The 16,939-nt window shown below is 54.6% G+C and carries 13 protein-coding genes; 4 read left to right on the forward strand and 9 right to left on the reverse strand.

Translation table 11 applies throughout. The features are described 5' to 3' along the window. Positions 1-88 precede the first annotated feature (88 nt). From ACR0JW_RS05935 to ugpB, 9 genes are all read right to left on the reverse strand, one after another. Positions 89-652, reverse strand: a complete 564-nt coding sequence (locus tag ACR0JW_RS05935; protein ID WP_170678969.1) for a molecular chaperone TorD family protein — start codon at positions 650-652, stop codon at positions 89-91. Further along, positions 649-3,114, reverse strand: a complete 2,466-nt coding sequence (gene torA / locus ACR0JW_RS05940; RefSeq protein ID WP_480713684.1) for a trimethylamine-N-oxide reductase TorA — start codon at positions 3,112-3,114, stop codon at positions 649-651. The genes ACR0JW_RS05935 and torA overlap by 4 nt, the downstream gene beginning before the upstream one ends. 10 nt (positions 3,115-3,124) lie before the next feature. Continuing rightward, positions 3,125-4,312 carry a pentaheme c-type cytochrome TorC gene (torC, locus tag ACR0JW_RS05945; RefSeq protein WP_480441195.1) on the reverse strand — a complete coding sequence of 396 codons (1,188 nt, stop codon included), beginning with the start codon at positions 4,310-4,312 and terminating at the stop codon, positions 3,125-3,127. Between the two features lie 31 nt (positions 4,313-4,343). Further along, positions 4,344-4,517 carry a periplasmic nitrate reductase, NapE protein gene (locus ACR0JW_RS05950; protein ID WP_170617186.1) on the reverse strand — a complete coding sequence of 58 codons (174 nt, stop codon included), beginning with the start codon at positions 4,515-4,517 and terminating at the stop codon, positions 4,344-4,346. A 418-nt stretch (positions 4,518-4,935) separates the two neighbouring features. Beyond that, entirely contained in the window at positions 4,936-5,910 is a 975-nt protein-coding gene (locus tag ACR0JW_RS05955; protein ID WP_480713685.1) for a glycerophosphodiester phosphodiesterase family protein, read from the reverse strand. After that, on the reverse strand, positions 5,910-6,965 hold the full coding sequence (locus tag ACR0JW_RS05960) for a sn-glycerol-3-phosphate import ATP-binding protein UgpC (RefSeq protein WP_170678975.1): 1,056 nt from the start codon (positions 6,963-6,965) through the stop codon (positions 5,910-5,912). Before ACR0JW_RS05960 ends, ACR0JW_RS05955 begins: the two co-directional genes overlap by 1 nt. Before the next feature lie 3 nt (positions 6,966-6,968). After that, on the reverse strand, positions 6,969-7,805 hold the full coding sequence (gene ugpE / locus ACR0JW_RS05965; RefSeq protein ID WP_170617208.1) for a sn-glycerol-3-phosphate ABC transporter permease UgpE: 837 nt from the start codon (positions 7,803-7,805) through the stop codon (positions 6,969-6,971). A 20-nt stretch (positions 7,806-7,825) separates the two neighbouring features. Beyond that, positions 7,826-8,707 (reverse strand): sn-glycerol-3-phosphate ABC transporter permease UgpA, encoded by an 882-nt coding sequence (ugpA, locus tag ACR0JW_RS05970; RefSeq protein ID WP_170617192.1) that lies wholly within the window; start codon positions 8,705-8,707, stop codon positions 7,826-7,828. Positions 8,708-8,767: 60 nt separating this feature from the next. Next, positions 8,768-10,078, reverse strand: coding sequence for a sn-glycerol-3-phosphate ABC transporter substrate-binding protein UgpB (gene ugpB / locus ACR0JW_RS05975; protein ID WP_170678977.1), 1,311 nt, complete (start codon positions 10,076-10,078; stop codon positions 8,768-8,770). A 172-nt stretch (positions 10,079-10,250) separates the two neighbouring features. Between ugpB and ACR0JW_RS05980 the strand changes: the two genes are divergently transcribed. The 4 genes from ACR0JW_RS05980 to ACR0JW_RS05995 all read left to right on the forward strand — a co-directional run bounded on the left by ACR0JW_RS05980 (position 10,251) and on the right by ACR0JW_RS05995 (position 16,827). Further along, on the forward strand, positions 10,251-11,153 hold the full coding sequence (locus ACR0JW_RS05980) for a LysR substrate-binding domain-containing protein (RefSeq protein WP_170678979.1): 903 nt from the start codon (positions 10,251-10,253) through the stop codon (positions 11,151-11,153). Positions 11,154-11,418: 265 nt separating this feature from the next. Beyond that, positions 11,419-15,018: an adenylate/guanylate cyclase domain-containing protein gene (locus ACR0JW_RS05985; RefSeq protein WP_480713686.1), complete on the forward strand. Its 3,600-nt coding sequence runs from the start codon at positions 11,419-11,421 to the stop codon at positions 15,016-15,018. Positions 15,019-15,044: 26 nt separating this feature from the next. After that, on the forward strand, positions 15,045-15,302 hold the full coding sequence (locus ACR0JW_RS05990) for a DUF4242 domain-containing protein (RefSeq protein ID WP_170617216.1): 258 nt from the start codon (positions 15,045-15,047) through the stop codon (positions 15,300-15,302). Positions 15,303-15,411: 109 nt separating this feature from the next. Next, positions 15,412-16,827, forward strand: a complete 1,416-nt coding sequence (locus ACR0JW_RS05995; protein WP_170678983.1) for an FAD-binding oxidoreductase — start codon at positions 15,412-15,414, stop codon at positions 16,825-16,827. Positions 16,828-16,939 lie beyond the last annotated feature (112 nt).

A 16,939-nucleotide genomic window follows, 5' to 3' on the forward strand; every position in this document is an offset into this window, starting at 1 on the left:
TTGATTTTTTAACTCTGCTGCCCTCACGGAAGTAACCCCTTGGACCAGGCCCTTGAGGTCTACGTAATCCGTCGAATTATTGGATGGACTATGATGCGCAGTCCTCAACCACCGCTTCGGTGAGGCTAACGAGCGTCACGTAAAACGGTGCGGACAAATGATGCCCTTGAACCCTGGTCGCGAAGGCATTGTACCAGGGCAGTATGTCTTCAGCAGCAAATCGCGCGGCGTCTATTGCGCCGGGGTGCCCTTCCAGACACATCGCTAGATATTCGAGCATTATGGCCAGATGATCGGCCGGTTCAGAGAAGCCACTGACCACTTCTGTTCTGGCTTGCTTTAGCAATGATTTCATCCTGCAATGTGGGGCAGACATGAGGCTCCCCGACCCTTGCCAAGCAGAGGCATATAGTGGGGCGGCTTCCCTGCCACCGGCCAGAAATACGCTTCCGTAACTGATTGCGAGTTCTTTTTGGGTGGTCTGCGGGTCAGACCACTTTTTCATTTCCCGGATCAGCTGATCTGATCCAGCGACATCACTCAAAAGCTCGTCAGCGACCCCGCCATGGCATGCTTTGATGGTTGCCACGTCAAGTTCGCGCGCGAATCCCGTCGACAGAAAGCGCATCAGATCCGGAGAAATCTCTTTCATACGGTGATGGGTCCGCCAAAGGCTGTTACCTGTGGAACTTCTCCTTCAAATTTCTCCATCTCGACGATGCAGGTATTTGCGGATGTCGCCTGTGACAGTTTCGAGGCGCCCACATCCAAAGTGACCGTGTTGGGGTCGCCATACGTGTCGAGAGCGTTGGGCGCGGCATCGACCGGCCCATACCAGGCACCTTCATGAATGCGGATTACGCCTCTTGGATAGTCATCGCTCAGAACCGCGCCGGCCAACAATTGACCGCGATCATTGAAAACCCGCACGATATCGCCGTCTTCAATTCCTCGGTCGGCCGCGTCTTCGGGGTTTACATACACAGGCTCTCGATCCTTTACCGCATATGTTGCACGGTACGGGTCGCTCTCGCACATTTGCGAATGAAGGCGCTGATCCGGATGACAGGATTGCAGCCATAGCGGAAACCTGTCAGACCCAGGACCACCGTGAGACCGTTCGACTTTTTCCATCCACTTGGGGTGTTCTCCGCAATCGTCATAGCCATAGTTGCCGATCGTCCGGCTGGAGATTTCGATAAATCCTGAAGGCGTACCAAGCGCATTTATTTCAGGGTCTTCGCGGAAATCGGCGTGCCTGACCCAAGGTTCGCCCCGTTCAAACCGAACCATGCCCTTTTCCCAGAACTCTTCGAAAGGTGGCATCTCATAGCTACCTTCGTTTGCGCTACGGGTCGTCTCATAAAGGCTCTCAACCCACTCCATTTCATCCCAGCCACGGGTGTATTCTTGCTCGCGACCGAAGCGTTGGCAGAACAGCGAAAAAATCTCAAAGTCGGTTTTGGAATGGAACAGCGGATCGACCAGCTTCTTCATGGCGATTACGCCGGAACGGGAATACGAACCGTAGCTGTCTATGTCGTTCCGCTCAAATTGGGTGCAGGCAGGCAGGACCAAGTCGGCGTGTCTGCACGTAGCGGTCCACGCATAGTCAATCGCAACAATGGTCTCCAGCTTTTGGATAGCCACGCGCATCTTGTTGTGGTCCTGATGATGATGGAACGGATTGCATCCGGTGAAAATTGCCATTCGGATGTCCGGATACGTAACTGTGTGCCCGTTGTGTTCGACTGTTCCACCAGGGTTCATCAGGCAGTCGATCCATCTGGCGACAGGAATTGTACTGCTGGCACCCAGGAAATTGTCGTCTGACCGTACGGGATCAACGCCAATATCCAAATTCAGAGGAAAAGCCCCGGGCATGCTGGCACCAGATGGTGCCACGCCAATACCGCTATAGTGATGAGAATAGCTGATGCCGCCCCCAGGTAGCCCGATTTGGCCCAACATGGCCGCGATGATCGCACCCATCCAATACGGCTGTTCGCCATGCTGTTGCCGCTGCACGGACCAACCGAAGACGAGCTGGGTTCGGTCCGATGCAAGCAATCGGGCAAATTCTTTGATCGTATCAACCGGGACACCGCAAATCGGCGCTGCCCAATCGGGCGTCTTTTCGACACCATCTTCAGCCTCGCCCATAACGTAGGCCATGAAAGGCTCGAACCCGAGCGTGTAGACATTCAGAAACTCTTCGTCGTGCAGACCTTCGGTATAGAGGGTGTGCGCCAGTGCCAGCATGAAAGCCACATCTGTCATCGGGTTGATGTAGAGTTGCTCAGCCCCAATGTGCTTTTGGGTTTTGGTTCGCACCGGGTCCACACTGATGGCCCGGATGTTGCCTGCCACGATTTTGTCCCGCAGCTGGTCAAAATACTCAAATGGTTCGTGTGTTTCGCAGGTCCAGCCGACTTGCAGGTTTTTCAGCGGGTCATTCGCCCAGAAAACGATAGTCTTGGCGTTATCCAGGATCAGTGGCCAACTGGTTCCCTGCGAATAAACTTCGGTGGACCCAAGCACGTAAGGAAGGATGGTTTGGCCTGCGCCAGTTGAATAGTCGCCCGCCTTTTTCACATAGCCGCCGTACATCGAAACGGCACGGTTCATGTGATTGATGCAGGAATGGAACTGGCCGGTCTGCCGCCAGCCCGTCGCCCCAGCGTAAAGCCCCGAAGGTCCATGCGTAGTCTGAACACGCTCCATTTCCTCGAAGAACAGGTCCAAAGCCTCATCCCAGGTCAGACGAACAAAGCGGTTGTCGCCCCGTGTGGTCCGGTCCGCGTCCTTTCGGTTATCCAGCCATTCTGCACGGGCCATCGGGTAGCGGACGCGCGACGGCGAATAAATCAGGCCCTGGATGCCGTTCACCATATCGGTCGGGTGCGGATCGTCGGCAAGCGGGCGAACCTCGGTCACCTGACCACCTTTGACAAGGGCCTCAATCGCACCCCAGTGTGAGCCTGATGTTTTCCAGATACCGGCAGATGTCAGTTGCTCGGCACGAGCGGTCGCTGGCTGAAGCAGGCTGGGCCCCAATAGTGCGGACAACCCTGTTGCTCCTGTGCCTTTCAGAAAATCACGACGCGTTGACATGGTTTTCTCCTCAGTGAGAGCCGCCATAGTCAGCGGAATGTTTTTGCAGGTAGGTCAGCACTAAGTTGGCCTGAGCTTCGTCCATGTTGGTAAACCCGACCATACCGTTAAACTGCGCAGGCCAGGAGTTGGTCCCGAAGTGATCCGGGTCCGGCTGTGCGTGGCAAGTGGAGCAGTTGGCGGTGTAGCTTTCCTCAGCCACCGTCCAAAGCTCGTCAATCTCATCCACATATCCCTGTTTGTCCGACCAAAGCGTTACCGTGACAGGCGCCCAGTCGAGCCCCGTCGCATCATCCGTCTGAGGTGCGGAAGCTTCGACCAGTTCGGCGTTCTGAGCCGTGTCCTTCGACAAAACGGCAACCCGAATATTGTGCCCAAATTCATCAAATATGACGCGCCCAAACCCTTTATCCTTGCGCCACGCCTTAAGTGCGACTTGAACACGGTCCCCGCTTTCATCCAAAACTTCGACGGCAGCACCGAGTGTCAGGTTACCCACCGGCTCCGAACCCTCGGCGCTGTCATAAACAGGGATGTCACGAATGGCGAAGTAGTCTTCGCCGACCGAGACGCTGCCTGAATTGGCTTTGTTTTCAAGCTTGGCCATGGCCGGGCTGCCCACGGCCACATTGTCAGGCAGGTGATGAGCTATGCCCTTGTGACACTCGATACAGCCTGTATTCAGTGCGGCTGCCGGTTTCATATAGAACCGCGCTTCGGCCGACATCGCGTCCCAATCCATGCTGTCGTAATCATGACAGTTCCGACATTCGAGCGAGTTGTTTGCCTCCAGCCGGGCCCATTCGTGTCTTGCCAATTCCGCGCGGCGTGCCTCGAACTTTTCGCGGGTGTTTATGGTGCCGAATACAGCCGCCCAGACTTCCTTCGACGCTTGCATTTTTCTGGCAACCTTGTTGGTCCACTCATGCGGTACATGACAATCCGGACATGTGGCACGGACCCCGGTTCGGTTTTCCCAATGGACCGTAGACTGAAGCTCTACATAGACATTGTCACGCATCTCGTGGCAGGAAACGCAGAACTTTTCCGTGTTGGTAAACTCCATCGCGGTATTGAAGCCGCCCCAGAAAATTATCCCGGTAATAAAGCCACCCAGACTGATCACGCCCAGACTGATCGTTGTGGCAGGTCGGGATACCGTATTCCAGAAGGATGACAATGTAGACTTCAGAGACATAAGAACGTGCTCCTCGGTTCATTTTCTGGGTTTAGAGAGATCCAGTTGGCGGGCCGTAAATGATTTGAAGGATCCATACGGTGAACCCGTAAGCCCCGACCCCCAGGACTGTAATTCCGGGCAGAAACACCAACGTAATAAACAAGAAGGACAGCCATTCACGCTTGGCTGCGTCTTTCGAGCTGCTGATGGATTGATCTGTCATATCTATCTCGCTCGCCTAAGATGAAAATGCTCACTGAAGTGTTACTACCATAGATATACCTGCTTGAATCAAAGGGCGCGGCGGAATGTCGCATTCAGAGGCTGATCTAGAGCGCTGTATTCACGTCTTTTTCTTGAAAAATTTTCCGCTTTGGGTCCAACTTAATCATCTGAAAATGCAGAAAAGATGCACCTTTTCCACCCAATGATGGGCAAGCCTAGGGTATGATCTAGCGCTCCGTAGCACGAGACGCGATGAAGGGGACTTCGAGGCCTTCACAAAAAAGTTGCACGGTCAAAGCTGAGGCTCGTTTCGTTTGCCCAGCCTATATGGGTTTCGCCCCTAAGGCGAAATAAACTGGTGATCTAACCAATCCATGCAGATTGTGTTTCTCTAAAATCTAAGAATTGGCAGGTGTCTATGACGTTTGTGTCCGGTCAAGTTGTGCCGGTGTATCGACGTGCCATCCCATGCCCAAATCTGACAGATGCCTTTGAACCCGGCCTGGATAATCTGACACAATTGCATCCACGCGCAGATCGATCATTCTGCTTATTTCTTCAGGGTCATTGACTGTCCACACAGCAACACAAAGGCCCAGTTCTTTCGCAAGCGACACGTTTTCTGCGGTCACATCCGCAAAATAGGGGCACCAAAGCGCACCCCCGGCCTGCTTGACCAGTTTTGGAATTTCATCCCGACGGCCCCGAAAATCCGGGCAAACAGCTTTCGAGGAATCCTCGCCGACATCGTCGGCATTTTCCGGGAGCTGAGTCAGGTAGGAAGACGGCAGATCAGGCGCCTGACGCTGACATTCTTCCAACAAGTTCCAATCGAAACTGTGCAAAACAGCCCGCGATGCCAAGCCTGTGGCACGAAGCTCCTGCAGCACACGTTTAACGAATTTCCGCCTGTAAGATGAATCGTGGGCCAAATCGGGGTCAGATTTTAGTTCCAGCATAAGATTGGCATCACCGTATCTCGGTTCACCAACAAGTTTCAGCAAGTCCAACAGCGTGGGAACGCGAATGCCGTCCAGTTGGGCCTGATCAGGGAACCGACGACCATAAGCCGATTGCCCGTCCAACCGCCCAACGTCGAATTGCTGGATCTGCTCGACGGTCAGCGAAGAAACCTTTGGCTCTTCTCCTACCAAGAAACGGCCAATGGCGTCTCGAAAAGTCGGCGCGTGAAGCCGGTGGTTATGTGTGATGACGGGGACATCGTCAGCCGTAAGAACGACATCAAACTCAAGAAGCGGGACGCCAATGGAAAGTGTGAAGTCAAAACCGATCATGCTGTTTTCAGGCAAAACGCCCCGCGCACCCCGATGACCTACGACCCGGATCAAATCCTTGCCGCCGCGAAATGCTTCGACCTGAGGGAACACCATTAATTTTCCAGTCTTTTGCCCGTTGCGTGGTCAAACAAATGCATATTCTCTGGTGCAACCGAGAACCGCATATTCGGATGACGACCCTCGATCGGGTGAACACCCGGAAGGCTGATCGTGATCGTGTCGCCAGAACCCGTAAGGTGGCCGTGCAACAGCGTATTTGCCCCAAGCGGTTCCGCCATCTGAATCGCAGCTTCCAGCGGACCGCTTTCATCCAGCAGCAGGTGCTCTGGCCTTATGCCCAGCTTTACGGCGGCATCTGGACCTGTAGACGGGCCAACCGAGATGTCGCCGATCCGGATTGTCCCGTTTTCGCGCCGTGCTTCAAAAATATTCATCGCCGGGCTGCCGATGAATTGCGCCGCGAACAGCGTCTTAGGGGTCTCGTAGACCTCCAGCGGCGTTCCAATTTGCTCGGCGATGCCTCCATTCATTACGATCATTCTGTCCGCCATTGTCATGGCTTCGACCTGGTCATGTGTAACGTAAAGTGAGGTAATACCGAGTTTTTCCTGAAGTTCGCGGATTTCAAGACGCATCTGAACTCGAAGCTTGGCGTCAAGGTTCGAGAGCGGCTCATCAAACAGGAAAACTGCTGGCTCGCGGACGATGGCCCGCCCCATCGCCACCCTCTGACGCTGTCCGCCTGACAACTGTCTGGGCTTACGGTCCAGCAAGGGTTCCAACTGCAGCAGCTTTGCGGCGTCAGTCACTTTTTGATCGATCTGATCTTTGGGCAACCCGGCAATTTTCAGGCCATACCCCATGTTCTGACGCACCGACATATGCGGATAGAGCGCATAGTTCTGGAACACCATGGCAATGTCGCGGTCCATAGGCTCTTTGTCGTTGGCCCGTTCATCACCGATCCGGATATCGCCTGACGTGACAGTTTCCAGCCCCGCCACCATCCGCAACAGCGTGGATTTACCACAGCCAGAGGGGCCGACGATCACGATGAACTCACCATCGGCGATATCGACATCAATACCGTGGATCACATCCGTCGGGCCAAAGCTCTTTTTGACATTCTCTAGGGATACTGTTGCCATTTCTTACTTCTCGCTATCGACAAGGCCGCGGACAAAGAGCTTTTGCATCGACACCACCACGATGACAGGCGGTATCATCGCCAGAATGGACGTCGCCATGATGACCGGCCATTCGGCCACATCATCGCCGGACGGGAACATCTGCTTGATGCCCATCACGATGGTATTCATTTCTGGATCAGTCGTGATCAGCAGCGGCCACAGGTATTGGTTCCAGCCATAGATAAACAGGATCACGAACAGCGCCGCGATGTTGGTGCGGCTCATGGGCACCACGATATCGATGAAGAACCGCATCGGTCGGGCCCCATCTACGCGGGCTGCTTCGGCAAGTTCATCTGGAATTGTCAGAAAGAACTGCCGGAACAGGAACGTTGCCGTGGCCGAGGCGATCAAGGGGAAGATCAACCCATAGTAGCTGTTGAGCATTCCGAACCCTGCGACGACCTCAAAAGTCGGCACGATACGAACCTCGACCGGAAGCATAAGCGTCAGGAAGATCAGCCAAAAGAAAGTCGTCCGTCCGGGAAAGCGGAAATAGACAATCGCAAAGGCAGAGAGCAGTGAAATCACGATTTTGCCCACTGCGATCCCAATGGCCATCACGAGACTGTTGAACAGCATCGTCGCAACCGGGACATTCACGCCGGAAAACAGCGCGGCCTTGTAGTTCTCCCAGAACTGATCACCCGGCACCAACGGCATGGGCGGTGACACGATCTCAGGTTGGGTGACAGTAGAGGCGACAAATGCCAGCCAGATCGGGAAGAAGATGATCAAGACGCCAAGGATCATCATGGCATGAGTCAACCAGATCCCCATGCCGCGTTTTTCGACCATTCCGTGTTGTTGGGTTGCCATCAGTAGTGCACCCTTTTTTCCACGTATTTGAACTGGATGACGGTCAGCAGGCCAACGACGATTAGCAGAATGACAGATTGTGCCGAAGACGAACCAAGATCCTGTCCGACGAACCCATCCGAAAAGACTTTGTAGACCAGAATAGTCGTCGACTGCTGTGGCCCGCCGCCAGTGATTGTGTGTATGACGCCGAATGTTTCAAAGAAGGCATAGACGACATTCACCACCAGCAGGAAGAACGCCGTCGGCGAAAGCAACGGCAAAACGATCGTGAAGAACCGGCGCCAGAAGCGCGCACCGTCAATTGCCGCAGCCTCGATCACCGACCTTGGGACCGACTGCAACGCTGCGAAAAAGAACAGGAAGTTATAGCTGATGCGTCCCCAGGCAGAGGCGACAACCACAAGCCCCATAGCCTCGGTGCCATTCAGAACGTGGTTCCAGTCATAACCAAGCTGGCCGAGGTACCACGATACGACACCCACGCGCGTGTTGAACATAAACAGCCACAGTACACCTGCCACCGCGGGCGCGACCGCATAGGGCCAGATCAGCAGCGTCCGATAGACACCCGACCCCTTGATCAGGCGGTCTGCGATGACCGCCAGAAACAAGGCCGGGATCATCGAGCACAGCGTGACAAGCGTCGAAAACACTGCTGTTGTCACGAAAGAGGCGCGGTAGAACTTGTCGCTCAGCAGGAACTCAAAATTGCCTAGCCCGACAAACTGGGACGACAGGCCAAACGGATCAGGTATGAACAGAGATTGCCAAACAGCCTGACCGGCAGGGTAGAAAAAGAATACAGCGGAAATGATGACCTGAGGGGCGATCAGCGCCAATGGCAACAGCCAGCCGCGAAAAGTGACGCGTTTTTCCATCCTGATGGTCCACCGAAGAAAGAGAATGCGGGCTCTGTAGAGCCCGCATCGGATTGTGGTTTATTGATTGGCGGATTCGAACCGGCGCAGTAGCGCGTCACCGCGTTCTTTTGCGCTGTCCATCGCTTCCTGAGCGGTCTTCTCACCGGACCAAACGGCCTCAAGCTCTTCGTCGATGATGCCGCGAATCTGGTCGAACGATCCCAGACGCAGACCTTTCGAATTCGCGGTCGGCTCCTTCGCAGTCATCTGGATCACCGCGATATCAGTTCCCGGGTTTTCGTCATAGAAACCCGCGGCGCGGGTGGCTTCACCAGCTTCAGCCGTGATCGGAAGGTAGCCAGTGTCCTGGTGCCAGGCCGCCTGCACATCGGACGACGACAAGAAGCTCAGGAATTCGCCGACGCCTTTGTATTCTTCAGGGTCATGACCTTCCATCACCCAAAGCGATGCGCCACCGATAATGGTGTTCTGCGGCTCGCTCGTGACAGCTTCCCAATAGGGCAGCGGGCGCACATCGAAATCGAACTCAGCCTCTGCCTTGATGCCGGCGTAACCGGCCGAGCTTTCCGTAAACAAAGCGCATTCGCCAGCCCGGAAGTTTGCCCCACCTTCGTTCCTGCGCCCGGTGTAGATGAACTTGCCATCCTTGGCCCAGTCACCCATTGCCGTCAGGTGTGCGACCTGCGCCGGACCGTTCAGCATCAGCTCGGTATCCAGGCCGGCAAAACCGTTGTCCTTCGAGGCGAACGGAACGTCGTGATAAGCCGACAGATTCTCGAGATGGATCCAGCTTTGCCATGCTGTCACCAGTGGGCAGTCTTCACCACCAGCCTTGAGCTGCTCGAGAACGTCGCCAACTTTTTCCCAGGTCGACAGATCCGTATCCGGGTCGACACCGGCCGCTTCCATGGCGTCGCGATTGACCCACAGAACCGGCGTGGAAGAGTTGAAGGGCAACGACAGCATGTCACCGTCAGTTGTCGTATAGTACCCTTTGACGGCGCCAATATATGCGTCGGGATCGAAGGACGCGCCGCTTTCAGCCATCACTTCATAGACCGGTTTGATTGCACCTTCGGCCGACATCATCGTTGCCGTGCCCACTTCGAACACCATCAGGATATGCGGCTGTTCACCGGCACGGAATGCGGCGATCCCCGCATTCAAGGTTTCCGAGTAGTTGCCCTTGTGGCTTTCGACCACGACAAACTCATCCTGGCTGGCGTTGAACTCCTCGACCTGCGCTTTCACAAGTTCACCCAGTCGACCGGTGAAGGCATGCCAGAACTGAACTTCGGTTTGCGCCATTGCCGCCACCGGGGACAAGGCAATTGTTAAGGCAAGAGCGCCTAGCAGATTCTTATTCATGATTCCTCCCATGCATCAGGTTCGATGCTTCGTTGAATACCGACCGCTACGCGTAAACGGCACACATGACGATTTCACGACGTTAGCGTTACAGAAATATAATTCAAGCTTTATCTGCTGGATAAAAAAATAACACAATGTTATGCACAAAGGCAGCAGACTAGGATCGGAAATGAGTCAAATTCTGAGAGTCCGGCAAATGGAAGCCCTTATGGCAGTGACCACCAACGGCTCTGTCACAGCAGCCGCGAATGATCTGGGGGTAAGCCAACCTGCTGTCAGCAGATTGCTGTCGGATCTTGAAAAGTCCCTTGGGTTCCAGCTTTTTGATCGCCGGGAAGGCAGATTGGTGCCGACGCAGGAGGTTCGTTACCTCTTGCCCAGCGTCGAACGTGTTCTCGAGCTTATGAGGCAAATCTCGGATGTCAGTCAGGACATCACAAAACGCAAAGCAGGGCACATCCGAGTCGCTTGCCTGCCCGGATTTGCCACCAGCCACCTACCCGATGTCGTCTCCAGATTTCTGGAAAATCGGCCTGGTGTCACCCTGACGATCGAACCAGACAGACCAGAACGCATTCTCGAATGGATGATCGGCGAACAATATGATTTCGGAATCACAGACAGCTTTAATGGTCACCCGGCGGTCGAAAGCACAAATATCGACGTCCGGACAGTTTGCGTATTCCCGACCGGACATGACCTGGAAAACCTCTCCGAAGTTACACCTGCGGATCTTGAAAATAGCAAACTCATCCACACACGACGCGACAGCGACTTTTTCGGACGGCTTTCGAAAGCGTTTCAAAATGCCAATGTCGAATTGAATTCACATATCGAAGTCAGGCAGTTCACGGCGGCCTGCGAGTTGGCCGTAAAAGGCGTTGGCGTATCTGTCGTGAGTAAACTTGACGCCGTCCAATACACATCTCGAGGATTAAGCTATCGACCATTCAAGCCAGTGTTGCCGCACACCCTTTCGCTGGTGCGCCCGATTTTAAAGCAACCGTCACTTGTGACTTTGGAATTCATCGAACAGTTTAGGGAAAGCCTAGGGCCGTATGAGGCAGATTAGGTCAGCCGATGACCACAGAACCAAGAAAGCGAACTTGGGTTGGCGGTAATACCTGCACCAAATAATCTATATGCCGTAAAAAAGAGTTTTGCGCGGCAATGCAGCAATTGCGCTCCATGAGAGAGACGGTTTCTCAATACCACCGCGTTCTGACCAGATCTTTTTCATTTCCATCAAAAGCTATACAGGCGTATGGCTGCCAAAAATCATTCCGCGTTGATAGCGTTTTCTTGATTAGCGCCCCATACCTCAGCATGATCCAAATATGTCGGTCGAAATTGACAAGTGGCTAAGTGATCTCGGATTGAGTCAGTACGCAGATGCTTTTGCGGAAAACGATATCGATGCGCGCGTTCTGCCATTGTTGACAAGCGACGACCTCAAGGAGCTTGGGGTAAGCCTGGGTCATCGAAAAATCATTCTCGCTGCGGTTCGGGAACTGGGTGGCCAACAGAAATTGCCCACTTCACCCCAGTCAGCGGACGGGCAAGTCCATGAGAAGGATGAGGAATTTGTTTCTGATGAGGCTGAAAGTGGAAGTCCATCGAAAAGAAGATCTACAACACAAACAGCCGCTGAGAGGCGACATTTAACAGTCGTGTTTGCTGATCTGGTTGGCTCGACAGAACTGACCAATCGCCTGGATCCCGAAGACATGCGGCGTCTGTTGCAGAATTACCAGGATGCCGTCGCAGGGGCGGTAAGCCGATATGGCGGCTACGTCGCGAAATATCTGGGCGATGGCCTTCTGGTGTTCTTCGGCTGGCCAACGGCCTATGAAGATCACGCTGTTCGCGCGGTAAAGGCCGGTCTTGAGGCTGTTCGACGGGTCAAAGAACTTAAAACGCCGGACGGCGAGCGTTTGTCGGTCAGGCTGGGCGTTGCGAGTGGTGATGTGGTGGTCGGCGACACGGTCGGAGAAAACACTTACGAAGAAGGCGCAATGACCGGCCCGATCGTCAATCTTGCGGCTCGGTTGCAGGAATATGCAGAACCAAACTCAGTCGTCTTGTCTGTTGAAGAAACCGAAGCAGCCTTGCATCAGATATTTGAGTTCAAATCTCTTGGGCAAACCGAACTCAAGGGGTTCAGAGAACCACGCACTCTGTTGAAAGTAGTTTCGGAGCGCAGCGCGGAGAGCCGTTTTCGCGCTTCACACAGAAATGACGCCGGCAGCGCCATGATTGGCAGGGATTACGAAAAAGGGATCCTTTTGCAGTCGTGGCAACGCGCCAAAAGCGGTCATGGGGAGGTTGTCCTTCTGGCGGGCGAGGCCGGAATTGGAAAATCGCGCCTGACAGAGGAATTCCTTGCAGAAGTCGCCGCAACTGACGAAGCCGATGTGATAAGACTGAACTGTTCCCCTTATCTGACCAGCAGTCCTTTCCACCCGGTTACGCAGCGAATTTCCCAGGACGCGGATGTTGAACCTGACTTTGATGACAATCTGATCCTCGACCATGTCAGGAAGATGCTGGAGGGCAGAAAAGGCTTGGACTGGGAGAAGGTCTTGCCTGTTTTCGCCGCCTTGGTCGCGCCTCGTAGCGCGCTCGCTCGAGAAGTACTCGACTTGACGCCGCAGGAGCAGCGCGACCTAACAATTCAAACCTTGATCCACGCGGTTCAGGTTCGGTCAAACGTGCGTCCGGTTATTTTGTGCGTTGAGGATGCTCATTGGATCGATCCTTCGACGCAGGCCCTGTTGGAGCGTTTCAAAGCGATTTGCACCGATCTTCCCCTGATGATGTTGATAACGCACAGACCGGGTTGGGAAATGGCCCGTGACGATGGAGCCTCGCACGTTCAGACCCTCTTGCTGAGGCGGTTTGATTCAGCTCATGTCTTCAATCTGGTTCGCAATATTACCGGTCAGGATCCGGACGATGCGCTGATCGCCGCAATTGTTGAGAAGACGGATGGCGTGCCTTTGTTCGTCGAGGAACTGACCCGCGCAATCGTCGAAGCCGGAGAGCAGGGACAAATCCACATACCGTCGTCTTTGAAAGGTGCGTTGATGGCGCGGCTCGATGCGGTTTCACCAGAGGCCAAACAAGTCGCGCTTACGGGATCCGTCATTGGTCGAGAGTTTGAGCCGAGCATATTGAGTGCCGCAATGAGCCTGGATGAAGCCGACATCATCAAGCGTCTCGAAGAGCTTTCTCGTACCGGCCTGATCTTTGAAAGCGGGCATAATCGTGGGCATTTCGTTTTCCGACATGCCCTTATTCGTGACACTGCCTATCAGTCTATGTTGAGCTCTACCCGAAGACAGCAGCACTCAGGTGTGGCGCGCGCTTTGCTGCAGATGCGATCCGCTGAGATTGAACGCAGACCCGAATTGGTCGCCCGCCATCTTTCAGAGGCCGAAGAATGGCCCGCTGCGTTCGAAAAATGGCGCACTGCGACTGAAATGGCCCTCGGGCGATCCGCTAGTCAAGAGGCGATGGTCAACGCCCGGGAAACACTCAAGGCAGCAGAAAATCTCGGACCTGAGAACAGTGCTGAAACGATCAAAAGCAAAATACTGATCGGTCGCAGCCATGACAGCCTGGGTCAGTTGCCAGAGGGTATAGCGGTCTTGAAAGCTGCTTCGGACGCAGCCCGTGTCATACGTGACGTAGAGCTCGCTGCAGATGCGGCCAACCACTTTGCGGATTCGTGTATGATGTCGAGCGAGAAATACAGCGAGGCAATTGAACTTTGTGACGACGCGCTGAAGGACCTGCCCGACCATGACGAAGTTCGCCGGTGCAGGCTGATGAGCCAACTTGCGCGCGCGCACATGTTTGCTGGCCAGCTTTCCGAGGGCGTGCGTTTTGGCCAGCAATCCATGGAACTGGCCGCGAGACTGGGTGATTACAAATCCCAGTTCTCTGTGATGATGATGCATTTTGGCGCGCCGTTTGTCGCGCGCAAAGGAAGAGAGGCACGCCATTGGCGTGAAAACCTCGATGCCATGCATCGGGTGGCCGAGAACCTGGGAAGTATTGATCAGGGTCGAAATTGGACACTCAGCCTGTTTGTCGGAGCCGAAATGGCCGACCGAGACCTGATGGACAAATCGCTCGAATTGCTGGCGGAGAACTCGGAAAAGGAAAACCATCTGCAGCTCTACTGGGTCCAGAAACACGCACGCGCCATGATTGCAATTATGGACGGCGATTTTGACCAGGCCGAAAAGCATGCAACCGAGGCGGTGCAGATAGGTCGGAAGACCCACGGCGAACACGTTGAGGGCGTCTTCGGTGTTCAGATGTTCACCATCCGCCGCGAACAGAACCGTCTGCACGAGGTCGCGCCGGTGATCAAAAAACTGATGACGGACAGCCCCGATGATATTTCCTGGAAACCGGGCTTTGGCCTGATCGCGGCAGAGTTGGGATATACAGAACCAGCCGAACGCATTTTGAACGAAATGGCAGAAAATGGCTTCGATCTTCCACCGGATGCCATGTATTCGACCACATTGTCCTATCTTGCCGACATTTGCGTCGCCGTTGAGAACCTTAAGCATGCCAAGACCCTCTTTGACATGCTTGCCCCATACGAAGAGCTGACGATCACCGCTGGGGCAACCACAGTTTGCACCGGGGCTGCTGCGAGACGCCTTGGCAGTCTGGCCGCGCTGCTGAAGGACTGGGATACTGCCGAAAGGATGTTCGAAAAGGCTATCGAAATAGACACGCACATGAAATGCCCGCCCTGGATTGCGCATAGCAAGGCAGCCTACGCATCCGCGCTACGGCGCCGGGGTAGCGCGAGTGATTTGAAGCTGGCGTTTCAACTGGAAGGGGAAGCGTTGGCAATTTCACAGAAATTGAGTATGGTTTCCTTGAGGTCAAAGCTCGAAGGAACAGCCAGTTAAGGCCATACCATGCTTGGGGGAGCATCATGCCAAGGTACATCATAGAAAGACAATTCGCCGAGCAACTGAACGTCACCGACGATGACAAAATCCACATCAAGCAGATCAATGACGAGGTTGGCGTCGAGTGGATTTTCTCGTTCCTGAGCGCAGACAAGCGCAAAACATACTGCCTGTATGAAGCCCCTGATGAGGAGAGCCTCAGAAAGGCGGCCGAGCGCCTGAACATTCCTGCCGATGTCATAACACCTGTGGATCAGATCGATCCGGGCATATTCGCCTGACCGTCAGCCGGTCTTTTACCTGAAAGAACGTAGCTCCTTCGTGAAGGGCTTCATAAGTACATGAGGCAGCCGTGCAAGAAGCCTGACCTGACAATGGGGAGGCCTAAGCATGTATGACCTGAAAACACTCGACGGAAGCACAGCAACTGTGGATCAGGAAGCGCTGGACGCGCTGGATGCCTCACTTCGTGGCGGTGTCTACCTGCAGGGAACTTCGGAATATGAAGACGCAAGGACGACCTGGAACAGTATGTTCGAGCGTTATCCCGGGTTTGTGATCCGCGCCATGGGGGCGAGCGATGTCCAGAAGGCAGTGAACTTTGTCCGAGACGCAGGCCTCATGATGTCGGTCCGGTCCGGCGGGCATCAGATTGCAGGTCATGCCGTTGCTGACGAGACCGTAATGCTAGATCTGTCCCAGATGCGGTCCGTACACGTGGATCCGGTCAACAAGACTGCGCGGGTTGCGCCGGGTGCACTGCTTGGCGACGTGGATCGCGAAACTCAGGCTCATGGGCTTGCCGTTCCCGTTGGCATCAACTCGACCACGGGTATCGCAGGCCTGACCTTGGGCGGCGGCTTTGGATGGACCACCCGGAAATTCGGCATGACAATCGACAACCTGCTTTCGGCAGAAGTCGTGACTGCAGACGGCGCGATTGTAACGGCCTCTTCCACGAGCCACCCTGAACTTTTCTGGGCCATCCGCGGTGGGGGTGGAAATTTCGGGGTCGTCACTTCCTTCGAGTTCCAGTTGCACGACCTCGGACCCGATGTTCTGTCGGGCCTGATCGTACATCCGATCGAAAAAGCGCCGGAGCTTCTTGCCCAATTTGCGGCCATTGCAGACAATTCCCCTGATGAACTGACCGTCTGGAGCGTGATGCGCAAAGCACCGCCTCTGCCTTTCCTGCCGGAGGAATGGCATGGGCGGGAAGTGCTGATCTTTGCGGCTTGCTATAGTGGACCGATGGGCGAGGGTGAAAAGGCGATGTCACCTTTACGTGCGCTCGGCGAACCGATTGCCGATGTCATATCACCGCACAAGTTCGTGGATTGGCAAGCCGCCTTTGACCCCTTGTTGACGCCCGGGGCCCGGAACTATTGGAAAAGCCATGATTTCGATGCGCTATCCTCGGATGCGATAGCGGGTCTGCTGGAGACAATTTCCAGCCTTCCCGACCCGGCGTGCGAAGTCTTCATTGCCCATGTGGGTGGTGCAATGGCCCGCGTTGAATCCAGCGCGACAGCGTATCCGGAAAGATCGGCGCATTTCATCATGAATGTTCACACGCGTTGGGAAGATCCTGGCAAGGACGGAGAATGCATTGAATGGGCGCGCAGGCTTTATGAACAGATGCGACCACATTCGACTGGCAGCGCGTATGTGAACTTCATGCCAGAGGACGAAGCGGATCATATGACTTGCGCGTACGGCGCGCATGGCGAGAAGCTATCAAAGATCAAAGGCAACTATGATCCTAGTAATCTTTTCAGGGTCAATCACAACATCCTGCCTACTTAGTGCCATCCGATTGCGCTGCCTTTTCCGACCGGCGTAGAACTCCTGAGCTTGATGTTTCGTGCGAACTATTGGTTTGGGGCTCTACGCGGGTGCCCACTAAAGTCCAGAAAGT

This window comes from Ruegeria sp. BG6, from assembly GCF_056538465.1.